The sequence below is a fragment of the Streptomyces sp. NPDC102278 genome, assembly GCF_044766345.1.
Lineage (GTDB): Bacteria > Actinomycetota > Actinomycetes > Streptomycetales > Streptomycetaceae > Streptomyces.
Map to the genome: position 1 here is coordinate 69,498 of NZ_JBIWLV010000020.1, position 15,242 is coordinate 84,739.

Consider the following 15,242-nt stretch of genomic DNA (forward strand, 5'->3'; position numbering starts at 1 on the left):
TTTCCCCTGCCGCTAAGTGTTGAGGAGTGGCGCCACCTCGGCCCCGAAGGCGGCGATCTGGTCGGTCAGTTCGGCGACGTCGCGACTGCGGAACCGGACCTGGATCTGGTCGACGCCCAGCGCCGCGTACTCCCGCAGGGACTCCGCGAGCGCCTCGGCCTTTCCGGTGAGGGCCCGCCGACCGGTGTCCCAGCCGGGCTGGCCCACGTACAGGGCCTCGGTGATGGCGCCGATCTCGATGGGGCGGGTGACCCCCGCCGCCTCGCGCAGCTCCCTGATCCGGGCGATCCGCTCCGGGAGCCGCTCGCGCGGATCCCCCTGCGGCAGCCAGCCGTCGCCGCGCACCGCGGCGCGGCGCAGGGCGGCGGGCGAGGAACCGCCGACCCAGACGGGGACGCGGACCTGCGCGGGACGGGGCAACTGGCCGAGGTCCCGGAACGAGAACGTCTCGCCCTCGAAATCCGGGTACTCCTGCGGCCCCAGCGCCACGCGCAACGCGTCCAGGGTCTCGTCGAGCACGGCCCCGCGCCGCTCGAAGTCGACCCCGAGGGCCTCGAACTCCTCCCGCACGTGCCCCGCGCCGACCCCGAGGATCAGGCGGCCGCCGCAGAGGTGGTCGAGCGTGGCGTACTGCTTGGCGGTGATCAGCGGATGCCGCAGGCCGACGATCGCGACGTGGCTCAGCAGCCGGACGTGTTCGGTGATCCCGGCGAGGAAGGACAGGGTGGCCACCGGGTCGTACCAGACGGTGCCCATGGGCCCGGCCATGCCGCGCGGGATGGCCACGTGGTCACAGGTCGCCACGTAGCCGAAACCGGCCCGGTCGGCGGCCCGGGCCACCTCGGCGAGCTCGACGGCGCCGGCCGTCGCCTCCCAGGGCTCGGCATAGAGGGTGCTCTGCGACTGGATCGGGAGCTGCATCCCGTACACCAGCCGGCCTTCGGGAAACACGCGCGCCATGACCGTCCCCACCTCGCCTTCGACTTCGACCTGTTCGGAGGTCGTCGACACCGGGGGCCATCGTCATAGCTGACGGTGCGTCAGGCAAGGGGTTGGACCGGACCGGGGCGGCCGGGGTGGTCGGGGGGTCGCCGGGAGGCGGCGGTCAGAAGCCCTGGGGGCCCATGACGACGACCGGTTTCGAGGCCGGGTCCAGGGTCTGCAGGAGCTTCTTCATCGCCTCCTTGGGGATGCCGACGCAGCCCTGCGAGGGGCCGTCGTGGTCCACGTGCAGCCAGATGTTGCCGCCCCGCTCCTCGCCCTGCGGCTTGCTCGGATCGAGCGGCGACACCCCCCGCTCCCGGTTGAAGTCGATCGCCACGACGTAGTCGAAGGCGCCCGTCAGGGGCTCGCCGTTCACCCCGGTGCCCGTCGCGACGAAGCCGTCGTCCTCGTCGTACGGGAACCTGGTGCCCGGCGGCTTCGGCAGCAGGCCGCCCGCGTCGGTCAGGGAGTAGACGCCCTGCGGGGAGGTCAGGTCCCCGTAGGTGCGCGCCTCGGGCGCGGACCAGCCCTTGGCGCCGTTGCGGGCCGGCCAGGTGTCCGCCCGGTTCCAGTCGCCGCCGGGCGCGGAGCGGGACCAGAGGGTCACCACCGACTCGGAGGAGCCCACCGCCTTGCCCGTGACCACGATCAACTGCCGGGAGTCCGCGGGAATCCTCTTGCGGGTGGCCTTGCTGAGCCCCGGGAGGGCGTCGCTGCCCCGCGGGCGGGCCCGGTCCTCGCCGCGCGCCGCGCGGTCCGTCGCGCTCTTCGGGCGGGAGTCCTGGTGGGCCCGCGCGGCATCGGCCTCCGGGGTGTCGCGGGCGACGTGGACCCAGCCGGCCGCGAAGACGAGCAGGCCGACGCCCGCCGCGACGGCGAGCGCCCGGAGGTTGCGCTGCCGGGGGGCTCGGGTGCGGGCGGGTCGACCGGAGCGGGCTCGGACGTGCTTGCTCATTCAATCGACCGTACACAGCCGATCTTCGAATTCACCGAAGGGGGGACCTCTTCGGCGCGGCAGGACCACCGGGTGGGCCGTCGGCGGGGCGGGGACGGGGTTCGGGGCTGGGGGCGGGGTCGGGGCGGGGAGCGGGGTGGGTCGTACGGTCCGGGTCGCGGGCGGGGGCGGGTGGCGCGGGTGGCGCGGGGGCCGGGGTGGGGGCCCGGTCGGCCCGGTCGGGGGTCGGGCCGGGGGTCGGGAACTCGACACGGACGGTGAGGCCGCCCTCCGGCGCCGGGTTGGCCCGGGCCCTCAGCTCCGCCCCGTGCGCCCGTGCGATCGAGGCCACGATCGACAACCCCAGCCCGGCGCCCTCGCCGGCCGTGTGCAGCCGTTCGGCGCGACGCCGGAACGGCTCCAGCAGGCGCGGCACATCGGTCGGCTCGATCACCGGCCCCGTGTTCGACACCGTCAACGAGCCGTCGGCGGAGGTCGTGACGCTCACCCGGCCGCCCGCCCGGTTGTGCCGGACCGCGTTGGCCAGCAGGTTCCGCACCAGGTGACCGAGCAGTGCCCCGTCGCCGGCGACGGTCAACGGCGCGAGGTCGCGCACGATGCTCGGACCGGGCGGCGCCACCGACGCCCCGGTCCCGGCCGCGTTCGCCGCGGCGGGCGCCCCGGCCCCGCCCGCCCCGGTCGCCGACCCCGCGGCGCCGACCCCGGCCCCGGTCGCCGCGGCGGGCATTCCGGCCCCGGCCCCGGTCACCGATCCCGCGGCGCCGACCCCGGCCCCGGTCGCAGACGCCTCGACCCCGCCCGCCCCGGCACCCCACGCCGCGTCCGACGCCGCGTCCGTCTCCGTCGCCGTGAGGGCCGCCAGGTCCACCGGTGTCGTCGCCTCCAGCCCCTCCTCGGAGACCGCGAGGAGCAGCAGCGACTCGATGAGGTGCTCGCTCGACTCCGCGACCCCGATCAGCTTGCGGCGGATCCGGGCCACCTTCTGCGGGGTCGGCTCCCCCGCCAGCCCGATCTCGGCGGCGGCCCGCTGCACGGCCAGCGGGGTCCGCAGCTCGTGGGCGGCGTTCGCGGCGAACCGGCACTGCGCCCCGACCAGGCCCTCCATCCGGTCCAGCATCCCGTCGAAGGTGTCGGCGAGCCGCTTCAGCTCCCCGGGCGGCGCCTGGAGGTCGATCCGTTCATGCAGGTTGGCGCCGGAGAGCCGGCGGGCGGTCTCCGTGATCACCCCGACGGGGCGCAGTACGCGGCCGGCCATCCACCAGGCCAACCAGATGGACACGGCGGCGAAGACGGCGAGGGCGACGAGGGACACGACGAGGAGCTCGTGGAGGGTGGCCTGTTCGACGGCGGCGGAGACGTTGCGGGTGACCCGGTACGACTCCAGTTGCCCGGCGGTCGGCACGGCCTCGGCCGGGAGTCGCTCGGCGGGTACCCAGACCTTCTCGCCGGGTACCGGGCCCAGGCCCTCCCGGTAGGCGGGGATGGTGGTGGTCACGGCCCCGTTGATGCGGGAGGGGAGGCCCGTGCGGAGCAGGACGTTCACCAGGGCGACCAGGCCGCCGCCGGCGAGCAGGAGCAGCGCGCCGTAGAGGGTGGTGAGCCGGGCGCGCTCGGAGCGGAGCACCGCTCTCATCGTGGACCACCGATCCGGTAGCCGACGCCCGGCACCGTCTCGATCAGCGGCGGCTCGCCCAGCTTCGCGCGCAGCTTGCTCACGGTCACCCGTACGGCGTTGGTGCGGTAGGAGGTGTCCTCCTCCCACACCCGCTCGATCAGGTCGTCACTGCCGAGGACGGCTCCCTCGGCCCGCAGCAGCGCCTCCAGCACCGCGAACTCCTTGCGGGACAGCGCCAGCCGGTGGCCGTCACGGGTGGCGGACCGCCGGGCGGTGTCCACGGCGATGCCCGAGCGTTCCAGCACGGGGGGCAGCGCCGGATGGGCGCGCCGGCCCAGCGCCAGGACCCGGGCGAGCAGCTCGTCGTAGGCGAACGGCTTGGTGAGGTAGTCGTCCGCGCCGAGGCCGAGCCCCTCCACCCGGTCCCGGACGCTCCCGGACGCGGTCAGCATCAGCACCCGGGTCAGCAGCCGCTCGCGCACCACCTGGCGGCAGACCTCGTCGCCGTGCAGACCGGGCAGATCACGGTCGAGCACGAGGACGTCGTACTCCCCGAGGCGCAGCCGGTTCAAGGCCTCCAGGCCGTCGCCCGCCTCGTCGACGGCGAGCGCGTCACCGCGCAGCCCCTCGGCGATCATCTCCCGGAGGAACTCCTCGTCCTCCACCACCAGAACTCGCATCCGTCCTCTTTACCCGAGAAGGACATTTCCTCGTCGTAAGGCCGGTGGGAGAGGGAAGCGAAACCCCGCCTTGCCCCAGGGTCGGGCCCATGAAGCGACTCATACGGCGACCCTCGCAGCGATCGATGACCCTGGGCACGGCCGCGGTGCTCACCGGTCTGACCCTCTTCGTGACCGCGTGCACGGGCGGAACAGGCGCCTTTGACGGCTCGGACGGTTCGGACGGTTCGGACGGGAAGAAGGACGGCGCGGCCGGCGGCAACGCGTCGAACGGCGGCGCGGGCGGCGGCGACAGCGGGAAGATCGCCGACGACGCGCTCAAGATGCGCACGTGCCTGCGCCGACACGGCATCGACGCGCCCGACCCGGAACCCGGCCAGGACCCGCGCGGCATGACGCTGGGCGGCGGCGCCGATCCGGAGAAGATGCAGAAGGCGATGGAGGCGTGCGGGCTGAAGGGCCCCGGCTCCGGCGCCGGTCCCACGCAGGAGGAGAAGGACAAGGAACTCAAGTGGGTCCGGTGCATGCGCGAGCACGGCGTGAACCTCAAGGACCCCGAGTACACGGGCGGCATGAAGAGCGCGACGGAGATCCCCAAGGGGCAGGAGAAGGCCTTCGAGGAGGCCCAGAAGAAGTGCGAGGCGGCGTGAGGAAGCGGCGCGGGTGGCTGCTCGCTTCCCTGGCCGTGCTGCTCGCGGCGTCCGGCGGCGGCTACGTGGTGATGGCCGGACCGCACGGGGACTCCGGCCGGCCCGGTGACGGGCGCGCCGACGGCCTCCCGCCGGCCACCGCACCCGTCGAGCGCGGCGACCTCAGCTCCGGCCTCCAGGTCGAGGGCACCCTCGGGTACGCGAAGGAGCGCAAGCTGAACGCCGCCGGACCCGGGGTGCTGACCTGGACGGCGCAGGAGGGCTCCGTGGTCGAGCGGGACGGCAGGCTGTACGAGGTGGCCGGCCGGGCGGTGCGCCTCATGTACGGGTCCACGCCGATGTACCGCCCGCTGAAGGCCGGGGACAAGGGCGAGGACGTCAAGCAGCTCAAGCTGAACCTGATGGCCCTCGGGTACGGGACGGGCCTGGACGCGTCCGACGGCACCTTCACAGCCGGCACGACGGCCGCGGTCAAACGGTGGCAGAAGGCCCACAAGGTGAAGGAGACGGGCGAGGTGGCCAGGGAGGCCGTCGCCTTCGCGTCCGGGCCGCAGCGGGTACAGAAGAACGACGCGGCGGTCGGCGACGAGGCGGCCCCGGGCAAGCCGGTGCTGACGCTGACCGGGACGCGGCGTTCGGTCCGCTTCGCGTTGGACGTGGCGAAGGCGGGGTCGGCGAAGACCGGGGACGAGGTGACGGTCGAGCTGCCGGGCGGCGGGACGGTCGGCGGGACCATCGAGTCGGTGGGCAGCACCGCCAATCCCGACGACCCCCCGGGCGGCGCGGGCGGCGGTTCCGGCGGCGGCGACAAGCCGAAGGTGGAGGTGGCCGTGGCGCTGGACGACGCCGCCGAGGCCAAGGGCCCGGACCGGTCCCCGGTGACCGTACGGCTCACCGGGGAGACCCGGACGGGCGTGCTGTCCGTACCGGTCGCCTCGCTGCTGGCGCTGACCGGCGGCGGCTTCGGCGTGCAGGTGGTCGAGGGCGGCGCGGTGCGCGACGTACGGGTCGAACTGGGCATGTTCGGGCAGGGCCGGGTGGAGGTCAAGGGCGACTCCCTCAAGGCGGGCATGCACGTGGGGGTCCCCGCGACATGACCGCACCCGACACCACGCCACCCGCCACGCCCGTCGTGGAGCTCACCGGCGTCACGAAGGAGTACCCGGGCGGGGTCGCGGCCCTGCGCGGGGTCGACCTGACCGTCGCGAGCGGCGAACTCCTCGCCATCGTCGGCCCGTCGGGCTCCGGCAAGTCCACGCTGCTGCACATCGTCGGGACCCTGGACCGGCCGACCGCCGGCTCGGTCTCCATCGCCGGGTACGACGTCGCGGCCCTGTCCGACCGGTCCCTGTCCGCCCTGCGCTCACGCCATGTCGGCTTCGTCTTCCAGTCCTTCCACCTGGTACCGGGCATCAGTGCCCGGGCGAACGTCGCCGAGGGGCTGCTCTACTGCGGCTTCTCGCGGGCCGAACGCGCCCGCCGGGCGGCGCGGGCCCTGGAGCGGGTCGGTCTCGGGGACCGGATGGACCACCGGCCCCACGAACTGTCCGGGGGGCAGAAGCAACGCGTAGCGATCGCCCGGGCCGTGGCGGGCGAACCGGATCTGCTGCTGGCGGACGAGCCGACCGGGGCGCTGGACACGGCGTCCGGGCAGTCGGTGATGGAGCTGCTGCGCGAACTGAACCGGGACGGGGCCACCATCGCCGTGATCACCCACGATCAGGAGATCGCCACGAGCCTGCCCCGTCAGGTGCGGATCCGCGACGGCGAGATCGTCGCGGACGTGTGGCACCCCGGCGCGGGGCAGGGCCCGGACCGCAACCGGTCGGGGGCGGTCATGTGAGCGACACCCCCACGAGGGCCCGCGCGAAGGGCCGTACGAGGGCACGTACGAGGACCGGTGGGCGGACCCGCGCGCGCCGGCTCGTCCCGCCGCGGCTGACGCCCCGGGACGTGTTCCACGTCGGTTCGGCGGGTCTGCGGTCGCGGCCCATGCGGGTGTTCCTCTCGGCGCTCGGGATCGCCATCGGCATCGCGACGATGATCGCGGTCGTCGGGATCTCCTCGTCCAGCCAGGCCAAGCTGCTGCGCGAACTCGACAAGCTGGGCACGAACATGCTGGTCGTGACGCCGGGGCAGTCCATGTTCAGCGGGCAGGACACGAAACTGCCGAAGGAGGCCCCGGGCATGATCGCCCGCATCGAGGGGGTCGAGTCGGTCGGCACGACGGGTGACGTGAAGGAGTCCGTCCGCCGGTCGGAGAACATCCCGAAGGAGGAGACGGGAGCCATCGCCGTGAAGGCGGCCCGCGATCGACTTCTGGAGACGCTGCGCGCCCGGACGGCGAAGGGGACCTGGCTCAACGAGGCCACCGGCCGCTATCCCTCCGTCGTGCTCGGCGACGTCTCGGCGCGCCGGCTCGGCATCACGGAGCCGGGGCGACAGGTCTTCATCGGCGGGCGGTACTTCACGGTGATCGGCATCCTGGAACCGATCCCGCTGGCCCCGGAGATCGAGCGCTCCGCCCTGGTCGGCTGGGAGGCGGCGGAGCGGCTGCTCGGCTTCGACGGCCACCCGACGGCCGTCTACGAACGCTCGGCGGACGACCGGGTCACCGCCGTCCGCGACCTCGCCGCCCGGACGGCCAACCCGCCGAGTCCGAGCACGGTTTCCGTCACCGATCCCTCGGCGGCGCTCCAGGCCAAGGCCGCCACGGAAGGGGCCTTCAGCACCCTGCTGCTCGGCCTGGGTGGCATCGCCCTGCTCGTGGGCGGGGTCGGGGTGGCCAACACGATGATCATCTCCGTGTTGGAGCGCCGGCACGAGATCGGCCTGCGCAGGTCGCTGGGTGCGACCAAGGGGCAGGTCCGGATCCAGTTCGTCACGGAGTCCCTGCTGCTGTCCGGACTCGGCGGGGTGGCGGGCATCGTCCTCGGTGGCGCGGCCACGGCCGTCTACGCCCGAGCCGGAGACCTGCCCTGGATCGTCCCCCTCTGGGCCGTCACGGGCGGATTCGCCTCCACCCTGGCCATCGGGACGTTCGCCGGCCTCTACCCGGCCGTCCGCGCGGCCCGCCTCTCCCCGACGCTGGCGTTGCAGGCGGGGTAGGCGGGACCGGGCGGACGGGGCGACCGGGGCGGACGGCGGGCAGCGGCGGACGGCCGGGACTGGACCCGGGGGCGGGGCGCGGTCATGATCGCTTCGAACTTCCCGGTGTCTTCCCACGATTGCGAGAACGATGACCGACGCCCTGGTCGAGGACGGCTTCCTGATACTCCACGGTTGGCAGAACCACCGGCCCGCCGGTCACTGGGAACACTGGCTGGCCGACCGGCTCACGGCCTCGGGGCACGCCGTCGACTACCCCGCGCTGCCCGACCCGGACCATCCGGACCTGGAGGTGTGGCTGGCCGCGCTGCGCGAGCGGGTCGACGCGCTGCGCGGTCGGCGGCGCACGGTCGTATGCCACAGTCTGGCCTGCGTGGCGTGGCTCCACGCGGCGGCCCGGGGCGACGTGGCGGTCCCGGTCGACCGGGTGGTCCTCGTCGCCCCGCCGTCCGCCGGCTTCCTCGGGCGGCACCCGGAGGTCGCCGCGTTCGCGCCGCCGCGGGTGTCGGCCGCCCAACTGTCCGCCACGGCGCGGTACGTCCGGATGGTCGGCAGCGACAACGATCCCTGCTGCCCGGGGGGCGCCGCCGCCGTCTACGCCGAGCCGCTCGGCCTCCCCGCGGACGTCCTGGCCGGCCAGGGCCACCTGGGCGAGGACGCGGGCTACGGCTCCTGGACCTCGCTCCTCGACTGGTGCGTCGGGCGCGTGGACGACGCCCCGATCCGGTCCCGCGCGGAATGAGAAGGGCCCACGCCCCTCGGGGCGTGGGCACCCGCACGGGCACCCGCGCGGGCACCGCGCCGGCGCCGATCCGATTTCTCCAACGACCCGGGAAAGCAGCGGGCTCCCCCGTTTGCGCCCTGTTCAATCGTCCGCGTTCCGGGGAATTCGACAAATGCGTCCGGCTGCACGACGGGTACCGCCCGGCCGTGCCGGTCGTACCCTGATCTGATGAGAACTCCACGTCAGGCAGCGCGCATTGTGGTCCTGTCGCCCACAGGATCCGTATTTCTCTTTCGGGAGAACAATGTGGAAGTGGGCATCCACTGGCTTCCCCCCGGCGGGGGAATCGACCCCGGGGAAAGCCCCGAGGAATGTGTGCGGCGCGAGTTGCGCGAGGAGACCGGGTGGACCGATCTCGAACCGCAGCGACTGCTCTGCACCTGGGAGCACGACTTCACCCACCAGGGCATCCCCGTCCGGCAGCACGAGCACATCTACGTCACCACGGGCCCGCGCCGCGATCCCGTCCCGGAGTCGCCCGACGCCCAGTGGAGTTGGCTCTCGCGGGACGCGCTGGCCGCGCTCGGGGAGCCGCTGTGGCCGCCGCGGTTGGCGGACCTGCTCGCGGACGTGTCCACCGAGCCGGTGCACCTCGGGCTGATGGTGTGAGCCGGGGCCGGCCCGGGTCCGGCCCGACGGGACGCGGCGCGGTCGGGGACGACCGCGCCGACGTACCGACCCGACGCGGCACGACCCGAGGCGGTACGACCCGAGGCGGTACGACCCGACGCGGCACGACCCGACGCGGCACGACCCGACGCGGCACGACTCAGCGGGGTGCGGGGCTCCCGGTCGTGGTTCCGGCCCCGGCCGCGGACCCGGTCGCGGTTCCGGTCGCGCGGCGGTACAGGGTGGCCGCGTACTCCCCCAGGACGGTGCTCGTCGAGACGTCGTCCGTGTCGCCGCCGGTCAGCACGCCGACGATCTTCCCGTCGCGGGCGATCCACGCGCTGCCGCTGGTGCCCCCGGGGAAGTCGGCGCAGTCGAACCGCTGTTCCGACGCCTTCTCCCGCACCGCCACCGCCGTGCAGGTGCGCGGTACGCCCCGGTCGGCCGGGTAGCCCGTCACCGTGACCTCCTCGCCCGTGCGGCCGGTGGTGTCCAGGACGGCCGCGCCGGTGACGTCCTCGATGTTGCGACCGGAGGAGTCGGGGGCGAGTCGGGCGAAGGCGAGGTCGTAGTCGTCGTTCGCGTCGTCCGTCCAGCGCTCGTCCTCGTAGACCTCGTCGAGCCGCCAGGCGCCGTACGGAGCCGTGGTGCCGGCGTACGCGGGTGCGAAGATCGGGCCGTTCGCGCCCTGTTTGCCGGGCGCCAGGCAGTGCCCGGCGGTGACGATGAGGTTCCGTCCGGGACTGTGCACGACGGTCGCGGTGCAGAAGTGATCACCGTCCACCCGGCCTTCGGCATTGCCTTCGAACAACGCCCCCGCGAACTTGACGGGACCGCCCGGCCCGGGAGTCACGGCGGTCGGCCGGGACGACGGAGTCGTGGCCAGTTGCGGTTGCTTCGGCGATTGCGATCGCGACGACGGGCTGGGTGACGCCGATCCTGGCGGGGCCCCCTTCGCCTGCACGGCCCCGGCCTGGTCCGCGGCCGGCACCACCTTCGTCATCGCTGCGGACGCTCCCAGTGCGGCCACCGCACACAACACGACGGTCACCACGGTCCGCTTGTCCACCACAGTTGTTCCTCCCCCAGTTTGCTCTGGCGAATCATGCCCTGACGTCACTTCCGCCGCAAGGCCGGGGTGCGCCAAGCTCGCGCCGGATCCCGCCCCTTGCCCGCCCCGAGGACGGGGATCGGCCCCGGACGCGCTCCGTCCGGGGCCGACCGTGGTGGCGCGGGGCCCATCGTGGTGGCGCGGGACCGGGTGGGACGGGCGGACCGGTGGTCGGGGTGGGCCGGGTGGGGCGCCGGCCACGCGGGCTACGCGCCCGGCCAGAGGCCCTCCGGGGTGAGGCCCAGCAGGTCGATGGCGTTGCCGCGGACGATGCGGTCGACCACGTCCGGGGCGAGGTGCCCCATCTGGGCCTCGCCGACCTCCCGGGACTTGGGCCAGGTGGAGTCGGAGTGCGGGTAGTCCGTCTCGTAGAGGACGTTGGCCACGCCGATCGAGTCCAGGTTCCTCAGCCCGAAGGCGTCGTCGAAGAAGCATCCGAAGACGTGCTCGGCGAAGAGCTCCGACGGCGGGCGAAGCACCTTGTCGGCCACCCCGCCCCAGCCGCGGTTCTCCTCCCACACCACGTTCGCGCGCTCCAGGATGTAGGGGATCCAGCCGATCTGCCCCTCGGCGTACATGATCCTCAGGTTGGGGAAGCGTTCGAACTTGCCGCTCATCAGCCAGTCCACCATCGAGAAGCAGCAGTTGGCGAAGGTGATGGTCGAGCCGACCGCCGGCGGGGCGTCCGCGGAGGTGGAGGGCATGCGCGAGGAGGAGCCGATGTGCATGGCGATGACCGTGCCGGTCTCGTCGCACGCCTGGAGGAACGGGTCCCAGTCGTCGGTGTGGATGGACGGCAGCCCGAGGTGGGGCGGGATCTCCGAGAAGGCGACGGCGCGCACGCCGCGGGCCGCGTTGCGGCGGACCTCGGCGGCGGCGAGGCGGGCGTCCCAGAGGGGGACGAGGGTGAGCGGGACGAGCCGGCCCGCCGCCTCGGGGCCGCACCACTCCTCCACCATCCAGTCGTTGTAGGCCCGTACGCCGAGCAGTCCGAGTTCCCGGTCCTTGGCCTCGGTGAAGGTCTGCCCGCAAAAGCGCGGGAAAGTGGGGAAGCACAGCGCCGACTGGACGTGGTTGACGTCCATGTCGGCGAGCCGGTCGGGAACCGAGAAGGACCCCGGGCGCATCTGCTCGTAGGTGATGACTTCCAGTTTGATCTCGTCGCGGTCGTACCCGACCGCGGTGTCGAGGCGGGTGAGCGGGCGGTGCAGGTCCTCGTAGACCCACCAGTCGCCCATCGGGCCGTCGTCGCCCTTCGCCCCCATGACGGGGGCGAACTTGCCGCCGAGGAAGGTCATTTCCTTCAGGGGGGCGCGGACGACGCGCGGGCCGACGTCGTGGTACTTGGACGGGAGCCGGTCCCGCCAGACATGAGGGGGCTCCACCGTGTGGTCGTCCACCGAGATGATCTTCGGGAAGGTCTCCATGTGCACCACGGTAGCGCTCATCTGACGAACCGTCAGCTACTTGGACGGCACCGGGGAAGCGATCAGTCCGCTGCGGGCTGACGGGTACGTGCGAGACAGGGCAGACTGACCCTTACAACGACGGAAGGCAGGGGGGACGACAGATGGACGGCGTACCGGCCATCCCGCACCAGCGGAACCACCCCGAGGCAGCCCGGACCACCACGGACGCGGTCGACGCCCCGCCCGAGAACTCCTCCCGAACCGTCGCCGGGAGCACCGCCGCGGCCGTCTCCGAGAACACCTCCGCCACCGGGAGCACCGCCGCCCCGCGGTCCGCCGTCGAGGACACCGACCGGCCCCGACCCACCCCCGGCGGGAACCGCTTCGCCGTCCTCGGCCCCATCCGCGCCTGGCGCGGACCCGAGCTGCTGCCCTCCGGCAGCCCCCAACAGCGGGCCCTGCTCGCCGCGCTCCTGCTCCGCGACGGCCGCACCGCCACCGCGCCCGAGCTGATCGACGCCATCTGGGGCGAGGACCCGCCGCAGCAGGCCCTCGCCACCATCCGCACGTACGCCTCCCGCCTGCGCAAGGTCCTCGACCCCGGGCTGCTCGTCACCGACGCCGGCGGCTACGCCATCCGCACCCCCGCCGGCGCCCTGGACCTGGGCATCGCCCGCGCCCTGGCCGGCGACGCCGACAAGGCCCGCGCCGCCGGGGACCGCGCCCTCGCCCGTACGCTCCTGGCCCGCGCCCTGGACCTGTGGGACGGGGAACCCCTCGCCGGGGTACCGGGCCCGCACGCCGACACCGAGCGCACCCGACTCGCGGAATGGCGCCTCCAGATGCTGGAGACCCGCCTGGACCTCGACCTGGAGGTCGGTCACCACGCCGAGGCCGTCTCCGAGCTGACCGCCCTCACCGCCGCCCACCCCCTGCGGGAGCGGCTGCGCGAGCTGCTGATGCTCGCCCTGTACCGCAGCGGCCGGCAGGCCGAGGCGCTCGCCGTGTACGCCGACACCCGCCGGCTCCTGGCGGACGAACTCGGCGTCGACCCCCGGCCCGAACTCTCCGCCCTCCAGAACCGGATCCTGTGCGCGGACGCCGAACTGGCCCTCGCGGAGGACCCGGCGCCGGCCGCCGCGCCCGTTCACGTGAGGCCGGCCCAATTGCCCGCGACCGTCCCCGACTTCACCGGCCGCGCCCCGTTCGTCACCGAACTCGGCGAGATCCTGTCCGGCGCCGAGGGCCAGGTCATGGCGGTGTCCGCGCTCGCCGGCATCGGCGGCGTCGGCAAGACCACCCTGGCCGTGCACGTCGCGCACGCCGCCCGCCCGCACTTCCCCGACGGCCAGCTGTACGTGGACCTCCAGGGCACCGAACCGCGACCGGCCGAGCCCGTCGCCGTCCTCGGCTCCTTCCTGCGGGCCCTCGGCACCCCCGACACCGCCATCCCCGACTCCCCCGCCGAACGGGCCGCGCTGTACCGGTCCATCCTCGACGGCCGGCGCGTCCTGGTCCTGCTCGACAACGCCCGCGACGCCGCCCAGGTCCGCCCGCTGCTGCCGGGCACGGCCGGCTGCGCCGCGCTCGTCACCAGCCGGGTCCGGATGTCGGGTCTCGCCGGGGCCCACCTCGTCGACCTCGACGTGATGAGCCCCGAGGAAGCGCTCCAGCTCTTCACCCGGATCGTCGGCGCCGAACGGGTCGGCGCGGAACGGCAGGCCGCCCTCGACGTGGTCGGCGCCTGCGGGTTCCTGCCGCTGGCCATCCGCATCGCCGCGTCCCGGCTCGCCGCCCGCCGCACCTGGACCGTGTCCGTCCTCGCGGCCAAGCTCGCCGACGAGCGTCGCCGCCTCGACGAACTCCAGGCCGGGGACCTCGCCGTGAAGGCCACCTTCGAGCTGGGGTACGGCCAGTTGGAGCCCGCCCAGCAGCGGGCGTTCCGGCTCCTCGGGCTCGCCGACGGGCCCGACATCTCGCTCGCCGCGGCGGCGGCCGTCCTGGACCGGCCCGAGCACGACACCGAGGACCTCCTGGAGGCTCTGGTCGACTGCTCCCTCCTCGAATCCGCCGCACCGGGCCGCTACCGCTTCCACGACCTCGTACGTCTCTACGCGCGGGCCTGCGCGGAGCGCGACGAACTCCCGCCGAGCGGCCGCGACGCCGCCCTCGACCGGCTCCTGGACTTCTACCTGGCCACGGCCGCCGGCGTGTACGCCCTGGAACGGCCGGGCGACCGGCTGCCCGCCCACATGGCCGCCACCCACCACGCCGGCCTCGTGTTCACCGAGCCGCGCGCCGCGCTGGACTGGCTGTTCGCCGAGGCGGGCCCGCTGCTGGCGTGCGTCCGCCAGGCCTCCGTGCGCACCACCGGGCGCGGTGGCCTGGTCGACGTGCTGCGCCGGTCCGTGGACCTGTTGTGGGCGGCCAAGGACCTGACGGAGTCGGGGGCGAACTCCAAGCAGTACGAGTCGGCCGCCGTCGCCCTGTGCGAGGCCGCGCGGGCCGCCGGGGATCCGCACGCCGAGGGACGGGCGCGGATCACCCTCACCATCGTCCACCTGGTCGCGGGCCGGTTCGCGGAGGCCGACGGGGAGGCCAGTCGGGCCATGGCGCTGGCCCGCGAGGCCGAGGACCCGCTGCCGAACTGCTGGGCGCCCAACGACCGCGGGATCATCGCCCTGTACGAGGGCCGGCACGCGGACGGCGAACGGTTCCTGTTGGAGGCCATCGAGAACTTCCGGGCCGACGGGAACTTCGTCGGCGAGGCCAGCGCCCTGTGCAACCTCTCCCGGATCCACGTGATGCTGGGCCGGCTCACCAGCGCCATAGACCTCGCCCAGCAGGGCATCGACATCTACGACCGGATGGGCCTGACCCTGCGGCTGGCCAACGGCCGGTACGCGCTGGGCATCGCCCTCACCCAGGCGGGACGGCTCGGCGAGGCCCTGGCGCAGCTCGCGGAGGCGTTGACGCTCTTCCACGACAACCGGCAGCCCTTGTGGGAGGGCGTCACGCACTTCCGGCTCGCGGAGGCCCATCTGGCGGCCCGCCGGCCCACGTTGGCGGCCTCGCACGCCGAGCAGGCCATCGCCCTGCGCGGGATCGGCGGCGAGTGGCGACGGGCCACGGTGCTGACGGTGCTGGGCAAGGCGTTGGTGCGGTTGGGGCAGACGGACCGGGCGCGGGTGTGCTGGCGGGACGCCGAGACGGTCTTCGACCGGCTCGGTTCCTCGGAACTGGCCGAAGTACGCTCCCTGCTGGCCTCGCAGGTAGCGGCCTGACCAGCGCTTTCGCCGGATGAACGGGACGTTCATCGTTCGTTTATCGCCGCACG

13 protein-coding genes are annotated in these 15,242 nt (G+C 73.9%); 7 read left to right on the forward strand and 6 right to left on the reverse strand.

Annotated elements, in window-relative coordinates:
- Nucleotides 1-12 precede the first annotated feature (12 nt).
- The 4 genes from ACIRO3_RS32200 to ACIRO3_RS32215 form a co-directional block, all read right to left on the reverse strand.
- Nucleotides 13-921: an LLM class F420-dependent oxidoreductase gene (locus ACIRO3_RS32200; protein ID WP_404142778.1), complete on the reverse strand. Its 909-nt coding sequence runs from the start codon at nt 919-921 to the stop codon at nt 13-15.
- A gap of 184 nt (nt 922-1,105) precedes the next feature.
- The gene (locus tag ACIRO3_RS32205) at nt 1,106-1,939 is read right to left on the reverse strand and encodes a L,D-transpeptidase family protein (protein ID WP_404142713.1); all 834 of its coding nucleotides are present in this window, start codon (nt 1,937-1,939) and stop codon (nt 1,106-1,108) included.
- Nucleotides 1,940-1,970: 31 nt separating this feature from the next.
- Nucleotides 1,971-3,563, reverse strand: coding sequence for an ATP-binding protein (locus ACIRO3_RS32210; protein ID WP_404142715.1), 1,593 nt, complete (start codon nt 3,561-3,563; stop codon nt 1,971-1,973).
- A gap of 5 nt (nt 3,564-3,568) precedes the next feature.
- Nucleotides 3,569-4,234, reverse strand: a complete 666-nt coding sequence (locus tag ACIRO3_RS32215; RefSeq protein ID WP_404142718.1) for a response regulator transcription factor — start codon at nt 4,232-4,234, stop codon at nt 3,569-3,571.
- Nucleotides 4,235-4,323: 89 nt separating this feature from the next.
- Here ACIRO3_RS32215 and ACIRO3_RS32220 point away from each other — a divergent pair, with 89 nt between their 5' ends.
- The 6 genes from ACIRO3_RS32220 to ACIRO3_RS32245 all read left to right on the forward strand — a co-directional run bounded on the left by ACIRO3_RS32220 (nt 4,324) and on the right by ACIRO3_RS32245 (nt 9,385).
- Complete coding sequence (locus ACIRO3_RS32220) at nt 4,324-4,884, forward strand: hypothetical protein (RefSeq protein ID WP_404142721.1); 561 nt, start codon at nt 4,324-4,326, stop codon at nt 4,882-4,884.
- Complete coding sequence (locus ACIRO3_RS32225) at nt 4,881-5,981, forward strand: peptidoglycan-binding protein (RefSeq protein ID WP_404142724.1); 1,101 nt, start codon at nt 4,881-4,883, stop codon at nt 5,979-5,981. The genes ACIRO3_RS32220 and ACIRO3_RS32225 overlap by 4 nt, the downstream gene beginning before the upstream one ends.
- Nucleotides 5,978-6,727 (forward strand): ABC transporter ATP-binding protein, encoded by a 750-nt coding sequence (locus ACIRO3_RS32230; RefSeq protein WP_404142727.1) that lies wholly within the window; start codon nt 5,978-5,980, stop codon nt 6,725-6,727. The genes ACIRO3_RS32225 and ACIRO3_RS32230 overlap by 4 nt, the downstream gene beginning before the upstream one ends.
- A gap of 149 nt (nt 6,728-6,876) precedes the next feature.
- Complete coding sequence (locus ACIRO3_RS32235; protein ID WP_404142730.1) at nt 6,877-7,992, forward strand: ABC transporter permease; 1,116 nt, start codon at nt 6,877-6,879, stop codon at nt 7,990-7,992.
- A 130-nt stretch (nt 7,993-8,122) separates the two neighbouring features.
- Nucleotides 8,123-8,734: an RBBP9/YdeN family alpha/beta hydrolase gene (locus tag ACIRO3_RS32240; RefSeq protein ID WP_404142732.1), complete on the forward strand. Its 612-nt coding sequence runs from the start codon at nt 8,123-8,125 to the stop codon at nt 8,732-8,734.
- A 210-nt stretch (nt 8,735-8,944) separates the two neighbouring features.
- Nucleotides 8,945-9,385: an NUDIX domain-containing protein gene (locus ACIRO3_RS32245; protein WP_361777100.1), complete on the forward strand. Its 441-nt coding sequence runs from the start codon at nt 8,945-8,947 to the stop codon at nt 9,383-9,385.
- A 160-nt stretch (nt 9,386-9,545) separates the two neighbouring features.
- On the opposite strand, the gene ACIRO3_RS32250 is transcribed toward ACIRO3_RS32245, so the two are convergent.
- Both ACIRO3_RS32250 and ACIRO3_RS32255 read right to left on the reverse strand, forming a co-directional pair.
- A complete protein-coding gene (locus ACIRO3_RS32250) occupies nt 9,546-10,196 on the reverse strand; it encodes a trypsin-like serine peptidase (protein WP_404142734.1) in 651 nt (216 codons plus the stop codon).
- A 506-nt stretch (nt 10,197-10,702) separates the two neighbouring features.
- On the reverse strand, nt 10,703-11,923 hold the full coding sequence (locus ACIRO3_RS32255; RefSeq protein WP_366150325.1) for an amidohydrolase family protein: 1,221 nt from the start codon (nt 11,921-11,923) through the stop codon (nt 10,703-10,705).
- 143 nt (nt 11,924-12,066) lie between these two features.
- Here ACIRO3_RS32255 and ACIRO3_RS32260 point away from each other — a divergent pair, with 143 nt between their 5' ends.
- Nucleotides 12,067-15,189, forward strand: coding sequence for a BTAD domain-containing putative transcriptional regulator (locus ACIRO3_RS32260; RefSeq protein ID WP_404142736.1), 3,123 nt, complete (start codon nt 12,067-12,069; stop codon nt 15,187-15,189).
- Nucleotides 15,190-15,242: the final 53 nt, after the last annotated feature.

Excerpts from the sequence above, each read along its gene's own strand:
- ACIRO3_RS32230 (WP_404142727.1), top strand. The coding sequence starts at position 5,978 with ATGACCGCACCCGACACCACGCCACCCGCCACGCCCGTCGTGGAGCTC.
- ACIRO3_RS32245 (WP_361777100.1), top strand. The coding sequence starts at position 8,945 with ATGAGAACTCCACGTCAGGCAGCGCGCATTGTGGTCCTGTCGCCCACA.
- ACIRO3_RS32240 (WP_404142732.1), top strand. The coding sequence starts at position 8,123 with ATGACCGACGCCCTGGTCGAGGACGGCTTCCTGATACTCCACGGTTGG.
- ACIRO3_RS32260 (WP_404142736.1), top strand. The coding sequence starts at position 12,067 with ATGGACGGCGTACCGGCCATCCCGCACCAGCGGAACCACCCCGAGGCA.
- ACIRO3_RS32220 (WP_404142721.1), top strand. The coding sequence starts at position 4,324 with ATGAAGCGACTCATACGGCGACCCTCGCAGCGATCGATGACCCTGGGC.
- ACIRO3_RS32215 (WP_404142718.1), bottom strand. The coding sequence starts at position 4,234 with ATGCGAGTTCTGGTGGTGGAGGACGAGGAGTTCCTCCGGGAGATGATC.
- ACIRO3_RS32200 (WP_404142778.1), bottom strand. The coding sequence starts at position 921 with ATGCAGCTCCCGATCCAGTCGCAGAGCACCCTCTATGCCGAGCCCTGG.
- ACIRO3_RS32205 (WP_404142713.1), bottom strand. The coding sequence starts at position 1,939 with ATGAGCAAGCACGTCCGAGCCCGCTCCGGTCGACCCGCCCGCACCCGA.
- ACIRO3_RS32255 (WP_366150325.1), bottom strand. The coding sequence starts at position 11,923 with ATGGAGACCTTCCCGAAGATCATCTCGGTGGACGACCACACGGTGGAG.
- ACIRO3_RS32235 (WP_404142730.1), top strand. The coding sequence starts at position 6,877 with ATGCGGGTGTTCCTCTCGGCGCTCGGGATCGCCATCGGCATCGCGACG.